The organism is Pseudomonas sp. F-14 TE3482, assembly GCF_053629455.1.
On record NZ_JBRJII010000001.1, the window covers coordinates 3,207,987 to 3,227,051 of the forward strand.

16 protein-coding genes and 1 pseudogene are annotated in these 19,065 nt (G+C 60.5%); 11 read left to right on the forward strand and 6 right to left on the reverse strand.

The window, feature by feature from the left end; genetic code table 11:
* Nucleotides 1–51 precede the first annotated feature (51 nt).
* The 3 genes from AB7M26_RS14360 (at nt 52) to AB7M26_RS14370 (ending at nt 4,088) form a co-directional block, all read left to right on the forward strand.
* Complete coding sequence (locus AB7M26_RS14360; protein ID WP_007907700.1) at nt 52–552, forward strand: sigma-70 family RNA polymerase sigma factor; 501 nt, start codon at nt 52–54, stop codon at nt 550–552.
* 40 nt (nt 553–592) lie between these two features.
* Nucleotides 593–1,567 (forward strand): FecR family protein, encoded by a 975-nt coding sequence (locus tag AB7M26_RS14365; RefSeq protein WP_123497906.1) that lies wholly within the window; start codon nt 593–595, stop codon nt 1,565–1,567.
* A gap of 97 nt (nt 1,568–1,664) precedes the next feature.
* Nucleotides 1,665–4,088: a TonB-dependent siderophore receptor gene (locus AB7M26_RS14370; RefSeq protein ID WP_123498004.1), complete on the forward strand. Its 2,424-nt coding sequence runs from the start codon at nt 1,665–1,667 to the stop codon at nt 4,086–4,088.
* 111 nt (nt 4,089–4,199) lie between these two features.
* On the opposite strand, the gene AB7M26_RS14375 is transcribed toward AB7M26_RS14370, so the two are convergent.
* Nucleotides 4,200–5,351 carry an MFS transporter gene (locus AB7M26_RS14375; protein ID WP_123497904.1) on the reverse strand — a complete coding sequence of 384 codons (1,152 nt, stop codon included), beginning with the start codon at nt 5,349–5,351 and terminating at the stop codon, nt 4,200–4,202.
* A gap of 168 nt (nt 5,352–5,519) precedes the next feature.
* On the opposite strand from AB7M26_RS14375, the gene AB7M26_RS14380 reads away from it, so the two are divergent.
* The gene (locus AB7M26_RS14380; RefSeq protein ID WP_123497902.1) at nt 5,520–6,509 is read left to right on the forward strand and encodes a diaminopimelate epimerase; all 990 of its coding nucleotides are present in this window, start codon (nt 5,520–5,522) and stop codon (nt 6,507–6,509) included.
* A 102-nt stretch (nt 6,510–6,611) separates the two neighbouring features.
* Here the strand turns inward: AB7M26_RS14380 and codA are convergent, their stop codons facing one another.
* The 5 genes from codA to AB7M26_RS14405 form a co-directional block, all read right to left on the reverse strand.
* Complete coding sequence (gene codA / locus AB7M26_RS14385; protein WP_123497900.1) at nt 6,612–7,859, reverse strand: cytosine deaminase; 1,248 nt, start codon at nt 7,857–7,859, stop codon at nt 6,612–6,614.
* 12 nt (nt 7,860–7,871) lie between these two features.
* The gene (gene codB / locus AB7M26_RS14390; RefSeq protein ID WP_123497898.1) at nt 7,872–9,143 is read right to left on the reverse strand and encodes a cytosine permease; all 1,272 of its coding nucleotides are present in this window, start codon (nt 9,141–9,143) and stop codon (nt 7,872–7,874) included.
* 227 nt (nt 9,144–9,370) lie between these two features.
* The gene (locus AB7M26_RS14395; RefSeq protein ID WP_123497895.1) at nt 9,371–10,201 is read right to left on the reverse strand and encodes an alpha/beta fold hydrolase; all 831 of its coding nucleotides are present in this window, start codon (nt 10,199–10,201) and stop codon (nt 9,371–9,373) included.
* A gap of 342 nt (nt 10,202–10,543) precedes the next feature.
* On the reverse strand, nt 10,544–10,900 hold the full coding sequence (gene queD, locus AB7M26_RS14400) for a 6-carboxytetrahydropterin synthase QueD (RefSeq protein WP_003173033.1): 357 nt from the start codon (nt 10,898–10,900) through the stop codon (nt 10,544–10,546).
* Between the two features lie 95 nt (nt 10,901–10,995).
* On the reverse strand, nt 10,996–12,075 hold the full coding sequence (locus AB7M26_RS14405; RefSeq protein ID WP_123497893.1) for a patatin-like phospholipase domain-containing protein: 1,080 nt from the start codon (nt 12,073–12,075) through the stop codon (nt 10,996–10,998).
* A gap of 272 nt (nt 12,076–12,347) precedes the next feature.
* On the opposite strand from AB7M26_RS14405, the gene AB7M26_RS14410 reads away from it, so the two are divergent.
* The 7 genes and pseudogenes from AB7M26_RS14410 to AB7M26_RS14440 all read left to right on the forward strand — a co-directional run.
* Nucleotides 12,348–12,656 carry a PepSY domain-containing protein gene (locus AB7M26_RS14410; protein ID WP_123497891.1) on the forward strand — a complete coding sequence of 103 codons (309 nt, stop codon included), beginning with the start codon at nt 12,348–12,350 and terminating at the stop codon, nt 12,654–12,656.
* Entirely contained in the window at nt 12,656–12,976 is a 321-nt protein-coding gene (locus tag AB7M26_RS14415; protein ID WP_123497889.1) for a PepSY domain-containing protein, read from the forward strand. The genes AB7M26_RS14410 and AB7M26_RS14415 overlap by 1 nt, the downstream gene beginning before the upstream one ends.
* A gap of 3 nt (nt 12,977–12,979) precedes the next feature.
* Entirely contained in the window at nt 12,980–13,648 is a 669-nt protein-coding gene (locus AB7M26_RS14420; RefSeq protein WP_008071174.1) for a response regulator transcription factor, read from the forward strand.
* Complete coding sequence (locus AB7M26_RS14425) at nt 13,645–14,958, forward strand: sensor histidine kinase (RefSeq protein ID WP_123497887.1); 1,314 nt, start codon at nt 13,645–13,647, stop codon at nt 14,956–14,958. The genes AB7M26_RS14420 and AB7M26_RS14425 overlap by 4 nt, the downstream gene beginning before the upstream one ends.
* Nucleotides 14,959–15,393: 435 nt before the next feature.
* Entirely contained in the window at nt 15,394–16,710 is a 1,317-nt protein-coding gene (locus AB7M26_RS14430; protein WP_123497885.1) for a Na+/H+ antiporter family protein, read from the forward strand.
* Between the two features lie 114 nt (nt 16,711–16,824).
* The gene (locus AB7M26_RS14435; protein ID WP_123501468.1) at nt 16,825–18,003 is read left to right on the forward strand and encodes an integrase core domain-containing protein; all 1,179 of its coding nucleotides are present in this window, start codon (nt 16,825–16,827) and stop codon (nt 18,001–18,003) included.
* A 174-nt stretch (nt 18,004–18,177) separates the two neighbouring features.
* A pseudogene (locus tag AB7M26_RS14440) lies at nt 18,178–18,996 on the forward strand (cache domain-containing protein); the annotation flags it as partial.
* Between the last annotated feature and the right edge of the window lie 69 nt (nt 18,997–19,065).

A 19,065-nucleotide genomic window follows, 5' to 3' on the forward strand; every position in this document is an offset into this window, starting at 1 on the left:
CAGTTAATAGGAAGCATTACTATTCACGCCTCCCCTCCACAGCACACCGCAATGACCCCCAAGCTGCCCCGCAGACACGGCTTTTTCGAGCATTACGAAGAGTTGATCGGCACCTGGACCCGTCGCCTGAGAAATCGTCAGCAGGCCGAGGACCTGGCCCACGACACCTTCGTGCGGGTGCTTGAGTCCGATTCGGCGGCGGTGCAACAACCTCGGGCGTATTTGCACCAGACCGCACGCAACATTGCGGTGGACGGTTATCGGCGTGAGGATCGGCGGGGCGCCATGGAGTCGGAGGCGATCGATCACAGTGTGTCGTCGTCCGGCGACCCGGAGCATTTCATGCACGCGATCCAGTTGGCCGATTCCATCGAACGGGCGCTCACCGAGCTGCCGGTCAACTGCCGCAAGGTGTTCGTCTGGCAGAAGATCGAAGGCCTGACCCAGGCCGAAATCGCCGAACGCCTGGGGCTGTCCAAGAACATGGTGGAAAAGTATATGATCCGCACCCTGCGGCATCTGCGTGATCGCCTGGACGGGTTACAGCCATGATTCGCCGCACCTTCTCATCCCCGGCCAAACAGGACTTTCCATGATGGATACTCGTGATTGTGCGTGCGGGCAAACAACGGTTCGCGACGACGCGGCGCGGTGGTTTGTGCGTTTGCAGGAGCCTGCCGTCAACGCCGAAGAGCAGCGTGGCTTCGAGAGCTGGCTGGACGAACACCCGCAGCATCGTGACGAATATCAAATGCTCCAGAGCCTGTGGGCGGCAGCCGATCTGCTGCCGGCCAAGCGTTTGCACGCCTTGTGCGAAACTTCGCCGGCCCGCGGCAAACGTCGTCCGTTGGTGCGTTATGCAGTGGCCGCCAGTGTGTTGGCAGTGGCGCTCGGCCTGGGGTTGTTCAGTGGCTTGAACCCTCCGGCGACCTACACGGCTGAATATTCCACGGCCCTTGGCGAGCGTCGTCATGTGGCGTTGCCGGACGGTTCGGTGATTGATCTGAACAGCCGCAGCCAGGTGCAGGTGCGCTATGAAAAGGATCGTCGCGGCATCGAGTTGACGCAAGGCGAGGCGATGTTCAGCGTCGAGCACGACAGCAGCCGACCGTTCGTGGTCGAGGCGGGCAGCGGTAAAGTGACCGTCACCGGCACCCGTTTCGACGTGCGTCGCGACAGCACCGAAACCCGGGTCGCGGTGGAGCAGGGCACGGTCAAGGTTCAAGGCGACGGCGACGAATTCGTCAGTCTCACCGCCGGCCTCGGTACTCGCGTCGATGCCCAGGGCAAGGTGGCCGTCGCCTATGCGGTCAACCCTGCGGAACTGACCGCATGGCGCAGCGGCAAACTGGTGTTCAACAACGCCAGCCTCAGCGAAGTGGCCGAAGAAGTATCGCGTTATCGGGAAAAGCCGCTGACGGTTGGTAGTGCCAAAGTGGGCAATCTACGCCTGACCAGCGTGTTCAAATCCGACAACACCGATGCGCTGCTAAAGGCCTTGCCGAGCATTCTGCCGGTGGCCATCCGCACTCTGGATGACGGCAGTCAGGAAATAATTGCCCGATAGATTCAGGTTTTTTTCGAGTTCTTCGTCTTCTTGTCCAACTGCAACTGGTTTGCATTAACAGCCGCACACTCTTGCGATCCACAGGACAATGTTCGACGTGAAGAAAACCACCGCTAAAAATAACAAAACATCCTGGCTGCCCCTCGCTCTCGCCCTGGCGGTCAGCTCGGCGCTGCCCCAGGCGTTCGCCGCCGATGCCATTCATATTCAGGCGCAGCCGTTGGGCCAGGCCTTGAGTCAGCTGGGCCAGCAAACCTCGCTGCAGGTTTTTTTCAGCCCTGAACTGGTGGCCGGCAAACAGGCTCCGGCAGTCGACGGCAATCTTTCACCGGAACAAGCCTTGCGCCAATTGCTGCAAGGCAGTGGTCTGGAATACCGGATCGATGAAGGCTCGGTGACCCTGATGCCAGCCCCGACTTCCGCCGCCAACGGCCCGCTGGAGTTGGGCGTGACGGATATCAAAGTGGTCGGCGACTGGCTCGGCGATGCCGACGCCGCCGTGGTGCAAAACCATCCCGGCGCGCGCACGGTAATCCGTCGTGAAGCGATGGTCGAGCAGGGCGCCATGAACGTTGGTGACGTGCTGCGTCGTGTACCCGGCGTGCAAGTGCAGGACGCCAACGGCACCGGCGGCAGCGATATTTCCCTGAACGTTGGCGTGCGCGGCCTGACCTCACGCCTGTCGCCACGCTCCACCGTGCTGATCGACGGCGTGCCGGCCGCCTTCGCCCCTTATGGCCAACCGCAGCTGTCCATGGCACCGATTTCCTCCGGCAACCTCGACAGCATCGACGTGGTGCGCGGCGCCGGTTCCGTGCGTTATGGGCCGCAGAACGTCGGTGGCGTGATCAACTTCGTTACCCGCGCGATCCCGGAGAAGGCCACCGGCGAAATCGGCACCACCCTGGAAACCACCCAGCGCGGCGGCTGGAAACACATCGACACCGCGTTTCTCGGTGGCACCGCCGATAACGGCATGGGCGTGGCGCTGTTGTATTCCGGGGTGAACGGCAACGGTTATCGCAAAAGCAACAACAGCAATGACATCGACGACGTGATCCTCAAGACCCATTGGGCACCTACCGATCAGGACGATTTCAGCCTCAATTTCCATTACTACGACGCCAGCGCCGACATGCCCGGCGGCCTGACGCAGAAGCAGTACGACGCCGATCCTTTCCAGTCCGATCGTGACCATGACAACTTCAGCGGCCGCCGCAAGGACGTGTCCTTCAAGTGGATTCGGCAGATCGACGACCGCACCCAGGCCGAAGTGCTGACCTACTATTCCGACAGCTTCCGTGGCAGCACCATCGCCGCTCGCGACCAGAAAACCCTCAGCTCTTATCCGCGCACTTACTACACCTTCGGTATCGAACCGCGGGTGTCCCATGTATTCGATCTGGGCCCGACCACTCAGGAAGCCAGCGTCGGTTATCGCTACCTGAAAGAGGGCATGCATGAAGAGGCGAGCCGCCTGGCGCTGGTGAACAATCAGCCGGTGGTTACCAGAACTTCCGATGGCCATGTGTTCCAGGATCGCACCGGCGGCACCGAAGCCCATGCCGTGTACATCGATGACAAGATCGACGTCGGCAACTGGACTGTGACCCCCGGCATCCGTTTTGAAAGCATCAGCACTGAATGGCACGACCGGCCGGTTCTCGATACCGCCGGCAAACCGGTGCAGGAAAAGCGCCGCAGCATCGACAGTAATGAACCGCTGCCGGCCCTGAGCGTGATGTATCACATGTCCGAGGCCTGGAAGCTGTTCGCCAACTACGAAACCTCGTTTGGCAGCCTGCAATATTTCCAGCTCGGTCAGGGTGGTTCGGGTGACAACACCGCCAACGGCCTGAACCCGGAAAAGGCCAAGACCTACGAGATCGGTACGCGCTACAACGATGACGTGTGGGGCGGGGAAGTGACGCTGTTCTACATCGACTTCGATAAGGAACTGCAATACATCAGCAACGATGTGGGCTGGACCAACCTCGGCGCCACCACGCACCAGGGCCTGGAAGCCTCGGTGCACTACGACATGGCGGCGCTGGACCCTCGGCTCGACGGCCTGACCGCCAACGCCGGTTTCACCTACACACGCGCCGTTTATGAAGGCGAGATTCCAGGCTTCAAGGGCCGTGACCTACCGTTCTACTCGCGTCAGGTGGCCACCGCCGGCCTGCGTTACGACATCAACCGCTGGACCTACAACCTCGATGCCTTTGCCCAGTCCAAACAGCGCTCGCCAGGCACCGCGGTGAACGCTGATGGCAGTTTCAGCGGCAACTACATCACCGAAGGCAGCGCGGACGGCCAGTACGGCGACATCCCGGGTTACGTCACCTGGAACGTGCGTGGCGGGTATGACTTTGGCTCGCAACTGTCGAACCTGAAAGTCGGGGCAGGGGTGAAGAATATTTTCGACAAGCAGTACTTCACCCGCTCCAGCGACAACAACTCGGGGATGTACGTCGGCGCACCGCGTACGTTCTTTGTGCAGGCCAGCGTCGGGTTCTGATTGACCGAGGTGAATTCATCGCGGGCAAGCCCGCTCCCACATGACCTTTGGCGTACACAAAATCTGTGTTCACTGAAGATCCTTGTGGGAGCGGGCTTGCCCGCGAAGCTTTTAAACTTTCAACACCTTCCCGCCAATCGCCACTGCCACCAGCAACACTGCCATCAACCCAAAGGCAAAACTCAAGCTGCTGCCGTGGGCGATAAAGCCGATCACTGCAGGCCCGGCGAGAATGCCTGCATAACCCAGAGTGGTGATGGCCGGCACGGCGATGCTTTCCGGCATGACGGTCTGTTTGCCCACGGCGGTGTACAGCACCGGCACAATGTTCGAGCAGCCAGCCCCCAGCAACGCATAACCCACCAGTGCCGCCTCCCACGCCGGTGCGAACGTCGCCAGCGCCAGGCCCGCCGCGGCCGTCAGCCCACCGAACACAATCACCCGCGTATAACCAAGACGCCGAACAATCCTGTCGCCGGTCAAGCGCCCGACGGTCATGGTCAGCGCAAACGCCGCATAACCCAGCCCCGCATACGCCGTGTCGATCCCGCGCTCCTGCGCCAGGAACACCGCGCTCCAGTCGAGCGCCGCGCCTTCGGCCAGGAACACGATGAAACACATCCCGCCGATAAACAGCACGATGCCATGGGGCACGGCAAACGCCGGCCCGGAGCTTTCGCTGCCATAGGGCAACAGATGCGGCGCGGCCTTGAGCAACGCCACCACCAGCAGCACGATCACCACCAGCATCGCCCCCAGCGGCGACATTCCTAAGCCGAGCAACGCGCTGACACCCGCCGCACCGACGATTCCGCCGAGGCTGAACAGCCCATGAAACCCCGACATCATGTTCTTGCCGCTGGCCCGCTCGACGATCACCGCTTGCAGGTTCACCGTCGAATCCACGGTGCCCAGGCCCGCGCCGAACATGAACAACGCCGCGATCAACGCCGGAATCGACGACACCGTCGCCAACAGCGGCAGTGCCGCACAGATCAACAAAGTCCCGCCGCTCAACACCCGACGGCAGCCGAAACGCGTCGCCAGAATACCGGCCATGGGCATCGCCAGAATCGAGCCCACCCCCAGGCACAGCAGCAACAGCCCGAGGGTTCCTTCATCCAGTCCGGCCCGCGCCTTGGCGTAAGGCACCAGCGGCGCCCAGGCCGCGATGCCGAAGCCTGCGATGAAAAAGGCGATGCGGGTGGACATCTGTTCCAGACGTCCGGGGACGAAGGTGGCTTGGGTGTTGAGGCTGGTCATATCGATCCTTGGCAAAAAACGTCGCGTCCCCAAGGGACAGTGAACTACCGCAAGGGGTTCGATCACCTCGTCCGGGCGGGCTGCCGTCAGGCAGGGTGACATCCTTGCACAGCCAGCCGCTGTTTCGCGATATTGTCGACGCATCAATTGTTCATAGAGGGGGGCGCCATGACGCGGATGTACGATGCTCGAGGGAATATCTACGCGGTCGTGACGCCGAACGACGTACGCAGTAGCGGAATCGAGTTGCCTGCGCAGGCCAGCCGTGCCGCGCAAACCCGCGAGGCGTGGACGTTGTTGGCCATTGAGGCGTTCTGCACTTGGGCTCCAGGTACACAGCCGCCCGACAGCAAGGCACATCGCTGCGATGGTCTGCTGGTGGGACCGTTTCAATCGGTGCCGCCGTTTGACCTGCTGATCGTCAATACCGACGGCACCCTGGCCGAGCGCAGTGGCAATGGCCTGACGATTTTTTCCCAGGCCCTGAGTGAACAAGGACTGATGCCGGAAGAGGCCTGTCAGCTGCGGGTTCATCACGACAAGAGCGATGCGGTTTCGCCGCTGGAGACTTCAGTGAAACCCGCTGAAATCGATGGTGTGCAAGGGTTCTGGCTGGACCTGGGGTGGCCATCGTTCGGCCCTGAGGCGGTGGGTGCGCAAGGTGTTGAACCCGTGACGTTGACGGGGCGCGAAGTCAGTCATGTGCGGCCGTTGTCGGCGCTCAATCCTGCCTGGAACCACAGCCAGTTCGTGCGCATAGGTAATCCCCATTGCGTAACGTTGGTGACAGACGCCGTTGCGTTGCCGAGTAACGCGCTGATGCGCAAACCGGGGTTGGCCGACGGCTTGACCCGCATCGCTTATGCCATGCCGACCGGGGCTGGGCAGCCGTGTCCGGCGGGTGTGAACCTGCAATGGGCGATGCTTGAATCCGAGGGCCGAATTGTCGCCCGGGTGTTCGAACGCGGCGAAGGGCCGACCGCCTCGTCGGGCACCAGCGCCAGTGCAGTGGCGTGTGCGGCGTGGCGCGTGGGTTGGGTGGCGGCGGGGGCAGTGAAGGTGGTCATGCCTGGCGGCACGGCGCCGATTTTGCTGGAAGAAATGGAGGGCGAATTGAGTCGAGTCAGATTATTCGGGACGGCGCGGTTGATGCGGTGAATTTTAAACCGCTATCGCGGGCAAGCCCGCTCCCACAGGGATCACGCTGAACCTGTGGGAGCGGGCTTGCCCGCGATGGGGCCATCACCTTCAACGAAAATCTCAGCTCAAATCACCGCTAAACTCCACCACCGGCATCTGCCGCTTCATCAACACCTTACCCTCGCGAACCGAATACAGCGGCAAACCCTGGCTGCGAATCACCTCATAATCGCTGTCCGCCGACAGAATCAGCAGATTCGCCGGTCGCCCTTGTTCCAGCCCATAGCGATCACCCAGGTTCATGGCCTTGGCACTGTTGTCGGTTACCAGATCCAGCGCACTTTGCAGATTGCGATAACCGAGCATGTGGCAGATGTGCAATCCAGCCTCGAGCACCCGCAAAATGTTGCCGTTACCCAACGGATACCACGGGTCGACGATCGAGTCCTGGCCGAAGCACACGTTCATCCCCGCCTCGAGCAACTCATTCACTCGGGTCACGCCGCGGCGTTTCGGGAAGCTGTCGAAGCGTCCTTGCAGGTGAATGCTTTCGGTGGGGCAGGAGACAAAGCTGATCCCCGAATGCCCGAGCAGCCGAAAGAGCTTGGCGCAGTAGGCGTTATCGTAGGAGCCCATGGCCGTGGTGTGGCTGGCGGTGACGCGCGAACCCATGTCGCGGCTGCGGGCCTCTTCGGCCAGCACTTCAAGGAAGCGTGAGTGCGGGTCGTCGGTTTCGTCGCAATGCACGTCCACCAGGCAACCGGTGCGCTCGGCCAGGTCCATGAGAAACTTCACCGAACTGACGCCCTGATCCCGGGTGTACTCGAAATGCGGAATGCCCCCGACCACATCGGCGCCCAGGCGGATCGCTTCTTCCATCAGCTCCCGACCGTTGCGGTACGACTCGATGCCTTCCTGGGGGAACGCGACGATTTGCAGATCGATCAGATGACGGCTTTCCTCGCGGACTTCAAGCATCGCCTTGAGCGCCGTCAGCTCCGGGTCAGTGACGTCGACGTGGGTGCGCACATGCTGAATGCCGTGGGCGGCGAGGGTCTGGATGGTCTTCTTGGCGCGGGTCTTGGTGTCTTCCTGGGTGATGGTCGCCTTGCGCTCGCCCCAGCACTCGATGCCTTCGAACAGCGTGCCGCTCATATTCCAGCGCGGCTCGCCGGCGGTCAGGGTGGCATCGAGGTGAATGTGCGGCTCGACGAAGGGCGGCACCACCAGATTACCGCCGGCGTCCAGGTCGTCAGGCCCCAGTGACGGGGCTTCGGTTTGCCGGGCGATGCTGTGAATCAGGCCGTTTTCCAGGTGCAACTCATGCAGGCCTTCTTGGTTGCGCAGGCGGGCGTTGATGATATGCATCAGGCAATCCTTCTAGAGATCTTGTAGTGGTGCGTCGGCGGTACGGACACCCAGTACCCCGGTCAATAGCACATACGTTAGCGCGGCTACGGCAATCCCTACCAGCGGCGCGACCCACGGCGAGCTGAAGGCGGCGATTGTGCCAACCGCATAAGCGCTCAGCCCCGGCCAATTGAACGCGGGCAACAATGTGTCGGCCAGGCGTGGGTAGCGGCCCCGATAGCGAAAGAAAAAGTCCGCCATGATCACCCCGCCAATTGGCGGAATGACCGTGCCCAGCAGAATCAGGTAAGGCACCAGCATGTCGTACATGCCCAGCAGCGCCAGCAGCGTACCGATCACCGCACCGGCCAGGGTCACGGCTTTGCGCCGGCCGGTGCGCAGCAGGTTGCAGCCGGCGACAGCGAAGTTGTAGATGGTGTTGTCCTGGGTGCTCCAGATGTTGAGCAGCAACATCGCCATCGCGGCCATGGCGAAGCCTTGCAACAGCAGCACTTCGACCACATCCGGTTGCTGATAGACGATGGCGCCGTAGGCACCGATTAGCACCATCAGACCGTTGCCGACGAAGAAGCCGATCAGGCTCGCCAGCACCGCCACCCGCGCCGAACGGGAGAAACGTGTCCAGTTGGTGGCTTGCGTCGCACCGCTGACGAACGTGCCGAACACCAGGGTAATGGCGGTCGACCAATCCAGTGTCCCCGTCGGCACCACCGCGAGCAAGCCCTCGAGCCCGCCGACCTTCACCGTCGCAACCCACATCGACAGCATCAGCAGCAACATCATGGCCGGCACGGCGATGTACGACAGAATCTCCAACCCGCGATAGCCGATGTACGCCGTGGCGCAGAAGCCCAGGCCAAACAGCACCATCAACCCCAGAACCGTGCCCTCGCTCAGTTCGAAATATTTTCCCAGCACCACTGCCGCCGTCGCGGTGCCCCAGGCATACCAGCCGATCTGGGTGAAACCGAGGATCAGGTCGCTGAGTTTGCTGCCCACTTCACCAAAGCAGAAACGTCCCATCAGCACCGAGTTCAGGCCGCTCTTGAAGGCGATGTAGCCCAGCCCCGCTGCGTAGATCCCCAGCAGCAGATTGCCGACGATAATCACCGCCATCATCTCGCCGAAACTGAACGCCACGCCAAGCTTGCCACCGGCAAACATGGTCGCGGTGAAGAAGGTAAAACCCAGTAGCACCATGGCGGTGGAGGCAAGTCCCTTGCGGGCATGCATCGGGACTTCGCTGAGGGGGTAATCGTTGCCTGAATCGTTCTGCGTCATATGGCGTTCCTTGCTGGATGGAGGACGCGGAGGGTGTTGCAGTGGTCGTGCCAAAGCTGAGCTGGCGTAATTATTTATAGTCGAGTGCGGAGATTTAGCGGGTGGCGGGCACGAAAGCGGTGCAATTGAAGGAACACAGCACCCATGTGGGAGCGGGCTTGCTCGCGAAAGCGGCCTGACATACACCGCTTTCGCGAGCAAGCCCGCACACAATGGATTCGGTTTTTTCAGGGGGAATTGTGCAGGGGCAAAAACCGCAATATCGCCGCCACAATCACCTCCGGTGCATCCTCCTGAACCAGATGCCCGGCATTGGCAATGGCATGAAACTGCGACCCCGCAATCATCTGTTGCAGCGCCCGGCCGCGCTCGATGGGAATCCACTGATCGTCCTCTCCCCAAAGAATCTGCACCGGGCAGCGAACCGTCGGATACAGCCCTTCGACCTCGCGGGTATAACGTTCATCCATCTGCGCGATCTGCCGATAGAACGCTGCTTGCCCAGGCTCCCCAAGCCATGGCCGCACATAGGGCGCCAGCTCTTGATCGGGAATCTCGCGCTTGATCGCGCCGCGAATATAGGCCGGCACAATCGCCTGCTGAATGTAATCGGGCAATCCGCTGAATGCGGCTTCATGCTGACGCACATGCTGCACGAATGGCGAACCCCAGGGCGACAGCGCCACTGGATCGATCAGTGTCAGGCTGCGGTAATCCTTGCCATTGAGCAGATGCGCGCGCAACGCAGTGGCGCCGCCGAAATCGTGGGCCACCACGTCTGGCCGTTGCAGGCCCCAGTGCTCCAGCAATTGCGCCAACAGCTGGTTTTGTACGCCAAGCGACACATCGCCGTCCGGTTGTGTGGATTGCCCGTAACCCAGCAGATCGAAGTAGTGCACCCGGTGCGTGGTGATGAAGTGCGGCGCAATCCGGTGCCACACATAAGAAGAGAAGGGCGTGCCATGCACGAACACCAGCGGCGGCCCGTCGCCACGCACGGCGTAGCGCACGGAATGCCCGTTGAAGCGATAGGTCTGAGCCAGCGGCCAGTCAGCCATGGGAGCGTCCTCTTGGCGTGTGCGAGCCAAGAAGCATAGGCATAAAAAAACAGCCATTGAAGGCTGTTTTTCTATTCACTGACGAAACGCAGTTGCTCTTGTAGGAGCGGGCTTGCTGTTCATTAGGCGGGCTCTTGGATCGTGCGTACCTTTGTGGCGAGCGAGCTTGCTCGCGCTGGGCTGCGTAGCGGCCCCGAAAATCTACAATCATTGCCGATTTTTGTGAGTGCTACGCACTCAAGCGGGAGCAAGCTCCCTCGCCACAGGTCTCTCTGACTCAAGACTCTCTTAAGTGAACAGCATTACGCTCCCACAGGGGATTTTCGTTGTCTTTAGATCGATTTACTCACCGCGATAGATGCAACCGCTGGTGCAGGTCTCGTGGATGCGAATCGCGCTGAGTTCCGGCAGCAGGGGCTTCAATTCATTCCAGATCCACTTGGCCAGCACTTCGCTGGTCGGGTTTTCCAGGCCGGGAATGTCGTTCAGGTAGTTGTGGTCCAGACGCTCGTAGAGCGGCTTGAAGATCGCCTTGATTTCCGAGAAGTCGCGGATCCAGCCCGTGTGCGGATCGAGGTCGCCGCTCAGGTGAATCGCCACTTTGAACGAGTGACCGTGCAGGCGACCGCACTTGTGGCCGTCCGGCACGTGGGGCAGGCGGTGGGCGGATTCGAAAGTAAACTCTTTGAAGATTTCCACAGTGATGTTCAGCTCTGTCAGGTGGCGATCGCCGCGGCGATAGGGGCAGGTGGCGAGTTTACCAGCTTGTGTTTGGCGATGCGGGAAAACACTGACTAAAGGGTCAGCAAGCGCTCGCCCAAGCGACCGTTGGCGGTCAGTTCGAGAAACTCGTCACCTAGCCTGCGGCTTTCATCCATTGTTGCGCGCCAGTATTTCTGCCGGCTCGGGGCATCGCCCATGAAGCGCTTGAAGTCGTTACGGTCCGGCAGTTTGCCGTAGGGCAGGCGCGCCAGATATTCCTTTGACGGCGCCAGCAACAGTACATCCTGCAAGCGCGCAGGACAGGCGCGGCGCCACGGCAGGGTCTTGTCGAACCAGCCGGGGATCACTCGATCAGTGAAGTGCGGATACAGCACGATGTCGTTACCGCTGTAGGGCAAGTCGAGGTGATAGTCCAGCAGTCCGCCATCGCGAAACGTCCCGGCGCCGGCACCCGGCAGGTCACGCACGCCTTGCATGACCATCGGGATCGAACCCGAGGCGAGCAGGGCCTGGCGCAGGTTGCCGGTATCCAGCGCAACGAAGCGCGACGGGAAGTCATTCAGCGCGTTGACCGGTGGCGCCAGACGCGGGTCGTGGAGGATCAGCCGCTCGAAATGCCGCGACAGCCGCGCGCGCCCGCGCAGGTTGTCAGCGATCACCGATGACAGGCCCAGCCCCAGCCGACCGCGATGATCGTCCGCCAGCAGGCCATGGCTTTTGACCACCATGATGTTCAGTCGGTAGTGGGCGTTGTCCAGAATCGAGGCATCGCGGCCGTCGAGCAAGTCATCGAGCATGCGCCGGGAACTCTGGCTGATCTGCGCCATGGTCACGCCCTTGGCGAAATTCTGCTCGGTGTACAGATGACCGAGGCGACGGATGCCTTCGGCGGCATCCGGCAAGCAGGCGCTGGCGAACCGCCAGGAACCCACCGAGGCGCCGATCAGCGAACGCTCCCGGGGCGCCGCCGGCAGCCATTCGCCGAACAGCGCCAGATCCAGCCCCTGAATTCCCAACGCTTTCGGGCCACCGGCAGCGCCCGGCAGCGTGCCCACATCGGCGGCGCTCAAGCCATTTGCACGGATGCGCGCCAAGGCTCGCGGGCCGGCCTTGACAGTCAGGGAAGGGAACTTGATGTGGATCGCGGTCATAACCGGTCTCGATGTCTGGCAGGCGGGGGATTATAAGTGAGTTCTGTGGGTACACGAATCCAATGTGGGAGCGAGCCTGCTCGCGATAGCGGACTGACTGTCACGTAGAGGGTGAATGTGGCACCGTCATCGGGAGCAGGCTCGCTCCCACATGTTTTGCTTATGGCTGCGATATCGTGGTGCTATTCCCAATGATGGCAATTCAGTTTCAGTTAAGTTCGAATCACTAAGGTGACCCTCGTAGCAACACATAAAAAAATACGGAGACACCCATGAAAATCCTGACTGCCCTGTTCACCGCCTCCATCATCGCCATGACTGCCAGCATCGCCCACGCGCGAGACCTAGGCCCCGACGAAGCCCTGAGACTGCGCGACGCTGGTACCATTGTGTCCTTCGAGAAGCTCAACGCCACGGCATTGGCCAAACACCCCGGCGCCAAAATCAGCGAAACCGAGCTTGAAGAAGAGTACGGCAAGTACATCTACCAGGTGGAACTGCGCGACCCGCAGGGCCTTGAGTGGGACCTGGAATTGGACGCTGTCAGCGGGCAGGTTCTCAAGGATCATCAGGATACGTAATGAAGGTGTTTTGTTTAAATCGGCGCGCCAGCAGTCGGATGGCGCTGGCGCTCCTGGCATTTTGCTCGGTGGTCATGGCCCGCGACCTGGATCAGGACGAGGCCCTGCGCCTGCGCCAACAAGGTGTGATCCTGCCGCTGGAGCAGCTCTTGCAGCAAGCGCTGGACCTCTATCCCGGGGCCAAGCTGCTGGAAGCGGAGCTTGAGGAAAAGCACGACGTCTACATTTACGAGGTCGAGCTGCTGACCGCCGAAGGTATGGTGCGCGAGCTGGACCTCGACGCCACCACCGGCCATTTACTGAAAGACAAGGAAGACTGACCGATGCGTTTGCTCCTGGTGGAAGACCACGTGCCGCTGGCCGACGAATTGATGGCCGGCCTCAACCGGCAGGGTTACGCGGTGGATTGGCTGGCCGACGGCCGCGATGCGGTGTACCAGGGCAGCAGCGAGCCTTATGACCTGATCATCCTTGACCTGGGACTACCGGGTTTGCCGGGGCTCGACGTGCTGGCGCAATGGCGGGCCGGCGGCTTGGCCACGCCAGTGCTGATCCTCACCGCGCGCGGTTCCTGGGCTGAGCGGATCGAAGGTCTCAAGACCGGTGCCGACGATTACCTGACCAAACCGTTTCACCCCGAAGAGCTGCACCTGCGAGTCCAGGCATTGTTACGCCGCTCCCACGGTCACGCCAATCAGCCGACGCTCAAGGCCGCCGGTTTGCATCTGGATGAAGGTCGCCAGTGCGTGACCCGCGACGGTGCGGACATCCAGCTCACCGCCGCCGAGTTTCGCCTGCTGCGTTATTTCATGCTGCACCCTGAACAGATCCTTTCCAAAAGCCACCTCGCTGAACACCTCTACGACGGTGAAACCGAGCGCGATTCCAACGTGCTGGAAGTTCACGTCAACCACCTGCGACGCAAGCTCGGCCGCAGCGTGATCGAAACCCGCCGCGGTCAGGGTTACCTGTTCGGCGGGCAAGCCCAGTGAGGTCGATCCAGCGCCGCTTGAGCCTGGGCCTGATCAGCGTGATGGTGATCGTCGGCCTGGTGCTGGCGCAAACCAGCCTGTGGCTGTTCGAAATGGGGTTGCAACGCTACCTCGAAGACGGGTTGCGCAACGACAGCGAAAACCTGCTGGTGGCGCTGGTGCGTGGGCCGCAGGGTTTGCAACTGGATGAGCGGCATTTGTCGCCGGCCTATCAGCGACCGTTCTCCGGGCATTACTTCCGTATCGATTTCGCCAACAGCCATTGGCGCTCCCGCTCGTTATGGGATCAGGAGCTGCCGCAGCTTGAACATCCTGGCCTGCATAGCAATCTGCAATTGGGGCCGGAAGGCCAGCAGTTGTTGGTGTTGCGTTCGGACTATCGCCGGTTGGGCCAGGCGATTTCCATCAGCGTCGCCCAGGACTACACCCCGGTGCGCGAGAGCTTTCGGCGCATGCAGCAGGTCGGTCTGGGGTTGGGGCTGGCGGGGCTGTTGTTGATTTTGCTATTGCAACGGATCACCGTGCGCCGCGCCTTGCGCCCCCTGGAAAGGGCTCGCGAGCAAATCGCCCAATTGCAGCAGGGCCAGCGTTCGCAACTCGACGAAGAAGTACCGCTGGAGCTGGAACCGCTGGTGGCGCAGATCAACCATTTGCTGGCCCACACCGAAGATAGCCTCAAGCGTTCACGCAACGCCTTGGGCAACCTCGGCCATGCCTTGAAAACCCCGCTGGCGGTGTTGTTGAGCCTGGTTTCCAGCGAAAAACTCGATGCTCACCCGCAGTTGCGCAAAGTCATGCAGGCGCAACTGGAACAGGTTCAGCAACGGCTCAATCGCGAACTCAACCGCGCCCGGCTGTCCGGGGATGCACTGCCGGGAGCGTTGTTCGATTGTGATGCCGAGCTACCGGGGTTGCTAGCCACGTTGAACATGATTCACGGCGAACACCTCGACTTGAGCTACCGCGCGCGTGCCGGTTTGCAACTGCCGTGGGATCGCGAAGATCTGCTGGAGTTGCTCGGCAACCTGCTGGACAACGCCTGCAAATGGGCGGATGCGGAGGTGCGGCTGAGCGTGGTCGAAACGGCTGAAGGGTTTGAGTTGAGCGTGGAAGACGATGGGCCGGGAATTCCCGAAGACCAGCGCACTCAGGTGTTCAGCCGCGGTACCCGGCTGGATGAACAGACGGATGGGCATGGCTTGGGCTTGGGCATCGTGCGCGACATCGTCGATACGTGGGGCGGGGTGTTGAAGCTGCAGGAAAGCGAGTGGGAAGGGTTGAAAGTCACGATAGAACTGCCCAAACGCTGACTCCAAACGCAAGGACGCCGCTTAACCTGTGGGAGCGGGCTTGCCCGCGAAAACGGCGGCACAGTCAACATCGATATCGCCTGACACAACGCCATCGCGGGCAAGCCCGCTCCCACATTGAATCTGTATTGCCTGCAAATTTTGCGGATAACCGCTAACCCTGTGGGAGCGAGCCTGCTCGCGATAGCGGCGGCACAGTCAATATCAATGTCGCCTGACACAACTCATACCCTTATGACACTGATTCAACTGCCGAAGGCAGCGCCAACAGGGGTTGGCGTTGGCTTTGACAAGGCGGCAGCGGTCCGGCACAGTGCGCGCCCTCTAATAAAACCCATTTCTCCTAATCCGCTGGCGGCGCTCATACAGACTGCCGGCCGGACTCATTCCGTTTGGCGGTGATTGCCTCACCGCGCTGCTTTTGAGGTAACAACAATGAATGCAGTAATTGCCGCGGTCGGCATCATGCTGATACTCAGCCTGTCCCGCGTGCATGTGGTGATCGCGCTGATTGTGGGAGCGCTGGTCGGTGGTTTGACCGGTGGTCTGGGCATCGACGCGACCCTTAAAGCTTTCAACAGCGGCCTCGGCGGCGGGGCGACGGTTGCGTTGTCCTATGCCTTGCTCGGCGCGTTCGCGGTGGCCATCGCCAAGTCCGGCCTGGCCCATGCGCTGGCCGACAGGGCCCTGGCCATGGTCGATCGCCAGCACGCCAACGGTGGCGGAAACGTCAAATGGCTGCTGATCGGCCTGCTGTGGGTGGTGGCTATCGCCTCCCAGAACATTTTGCCGATTCATATCGCCTTTATCCCGTTGCTGGTGCCGCCACTGTTATACGTGCTGACCAAACTGCAACTGGACCGTCGTTTGATTGCCTGCGTCATTACGTTCGGTCTGATCACGCCGTACATGTTCCTGCCCGTGGGCTTTGGCAACATCTTCCTCAATGAAATCCTGCTGGCCAACGTCGCCCGTAGCGGGGTAGACATCAGCGGTATCAATGTCACCCATGCCATGGGCATTCCGGCGCTGGGCATGGTGTTTGGCCTCGCGGCGGCGTTCATCAGCTACCGCAAGAAACGCGTTTACGACCTCGAGAAAATCGAGAAAGTCGAACAGGTCGCGGTGCAGTACAACCCAATGAGCCTGATGATCGCCGGTCTGGCCATTGCCGCCGCGTTCATTGTTCAGTTGCTGCTGGACTCGATGATTATCGGGGCGCTGGTGGGTTTCCTGATCTTTTCGGTGTCGGGCATCGTCAAATGGCGCGACACCGATGACCTGTTCACCGAAGGCATGAAGATGATGGCGATGATTGGCTTCATCATGATCGCCGCGTCCGGGTTTGCCGAAGTGATGAAAGCCACCGGTCATGTGCAGACGCTGGTGGAGTCCTCGGCGTCGTGGATCAACCACAGTAAAGGCATCGGAGCGCTGTTGATGCTGCTGGTCGGATTGTTGGTGACCATGGGCATTGGCTCGTCGTTTTCCACCGTACCGATTCTGGCGGCGATTTTCGTGCCGTTGTGCGTGCAACTGGGTTTCAGCCCGATTGCCATCGTGTGCATCGTCGGCACCGCCGGTGCGTTGGGCGATGCCGGGTCACCCGCGTCGGACTCAACCCTGGGCCCGACCTCCGGTCTGAACATCGACGGTCAGCATCACCACATCTGGGACACCGTGGTCCCGACCTTCCTGCACTACAACCTGCCGCTGCTGGTGTTTGGTTGGGTGGCGGCGATGGTGTTGTAGCACCTCTGACCCTGTGGGAGCGGGCTTGCCCGGGTAGAAACCGGAGACATCCTTTACGTTTTAAACCGGAGACATCGTTTACAGGTATGAAATACGGTCAGGAGGTGCCTGACCATGCCCTGGAATCGAGAGTCCCCAATGGATCAGAGAGTGAAACTCGTAGGCGACTGGATGTCCGGCGCCTATTCCAAATGTGAGCTGGCACGGCATTACGGTGTCAGCCGGCCCACTTTGGACAAGTGGCTAGCGCGCTATGCTGAACGTGGCATCGACGGGCTCAAAGAGCTGTCCAGACGTCCGCACCACAGCCCCCATCAAATCAGTGAGCATGTCCTTGAGTTGCTGATCGCTTATAAGCGCGAGCATCCGAGTTGGGGACCTGAGAAGTTGGTTCACAACCTTAAAAACACGCACGCGGAGCTGCCTTGGCCCGCGTTGAGCACCGCTGGCGAATGGCTCAAGCGTGCAGGTTTGGTGCAAAAACGACGTTTCCTTAATCGCCCACCGACGGGGCCTATTCCATTACGCGAAGCCACAGAGCCCAATCAAACATGGGCGGCGGATTTCAAAGGCGACTTCGCCCTGCAATCAGGTCAGCGCTGCTTTCCTTTGACGATCTCCGATCATGTCAGTCGATTCCTCTTACTTTGTCGGGCGCAAAGCAGTGTGGCTGGGGCGCGCGAAGGATTTGACTGGGCTTTTCGAGAGTATGGGTTGCCCAATGTCATTCGCACGGATAACGGTTCACCTTTTGCCTCGACCGGCGTGTCGCGCATCTCCAGTCTGGCGGCGTGGTTCATACGTTTGGGTATCTATCCCGAGCGTATCCAGCCCGGACGCCCTGACCAGAATGGCCGCCATGAACGAATGCACCGAACCCTCAAGGCTGCGCTGCTTCAGACACCTGAGCATAATTTGGTACAGCAGCAGCTGGCGTTTGAACGGTTTCGCCACGAATACAACTACGAACGCCCTCACAAGGCCCTGGCAATGAAGGTTCCGGCGGATGTTTATGTGCCATCCAGCCGCCTCTACGACGGACGTGTGCCGGAGGTGAATTACCCTTCACAAATGCTGGTCAGAAAAGTCCGGCAAAACGGTTCAATGAAGTGGAAAGGTGGAATGGTATTTGTCAGCGAATCGCTGGTGGGTGAGGCACTAGGGCTGAAGGAGGTGGAAGATGAGGTCTGGGAAGTGTATTTGTGCAATTACCTTTTAGGTCGTTTGAAAAGCGGTGAAAACCGCCTTTCAAACCCACAAAAACGTAAAGGATGTCCCCGGTCTCGATTGTAAAGGATGTATCCGTTTCTACACCGCGATGGCGGTCTTTCAGTCACATTGTAGCGACGCTATCGCGGGCAAGCCCGCTCCCACAGGATCAATGTGATCCTGACTCAACTTTTGAATTGGCCTGCCGTTATAGCCTTTAACCACGCCAACAAAATCAAAAGAGTGAACGTCATGCGCATGAGCCTGAAGGCTAAAGTCCTGTCCCTTGCCGTCCTCCCGGTGCTGCTCTTTGCGCTGGTCATCAGCCTGACCACATTGTTCATTCTGCAGGAGCAGGCCCGCAAGGAAGTCGAGGAAACCCGTCAGCGCCTGCTCAGCGATGCCAAGGCAACCCTGCAAAGTTACGTCGCTGTGGCCATGACCACGATCAAACCGCTCTACGACGCGGCCGCTCCCGGCGATGACGCAGCGCGGGCGCAGGCGATCAAGTTGCTGTCGAGCATCACCTACGGCAAGGACGGCTACTTCTTCGGCTACGACTCCAACACCGTGCGCCTGTTCAAGGCCAACAGCCCCGAAGGCGTGGGCCAGAGCTTCAAGGACAACCGCGACCCGAACGGGGTCTACGTCAATCGCGACCTGGTGAAAGTCGCCAAGGACGGTACTCACTACCTGCAATACAGCTCGACGCTGCCCGGTAACACCCAAGTGCTGGTGCCCAAACTCGGCTTCACCGAATACCTGTCGAAGTGGGACATGGCGGTCGGCACCTCGGTCAACCTTGACGGCATCGAAGCGCAAGTGGCGGTGGTTGAGGCCAAGGTCCAGGAACGCATGCAAGGCGTGGTGCTGAGCATTGTCGGGATTGCCGTCGTGGTGCTGCTAATGATCGCGGCTGCCGGAATGCTGTTGGCCAACACGATTCTGCGTCCGCTGAACCTGATGAAAGCCAACCTCGACGACATCGCGGCGGGCGAGGGCGACCTGACCCGGCGTCTGACCATCACCAGCCAGGATGAACTCGGCCAACTGGCCGGCTCGTTCAACCGTTTCGTCGACAAGATCCACGGTCTGGTACGGCAGATCACTGAAATGACCTCGCAACTGACCGGGCTGGTGAATCAG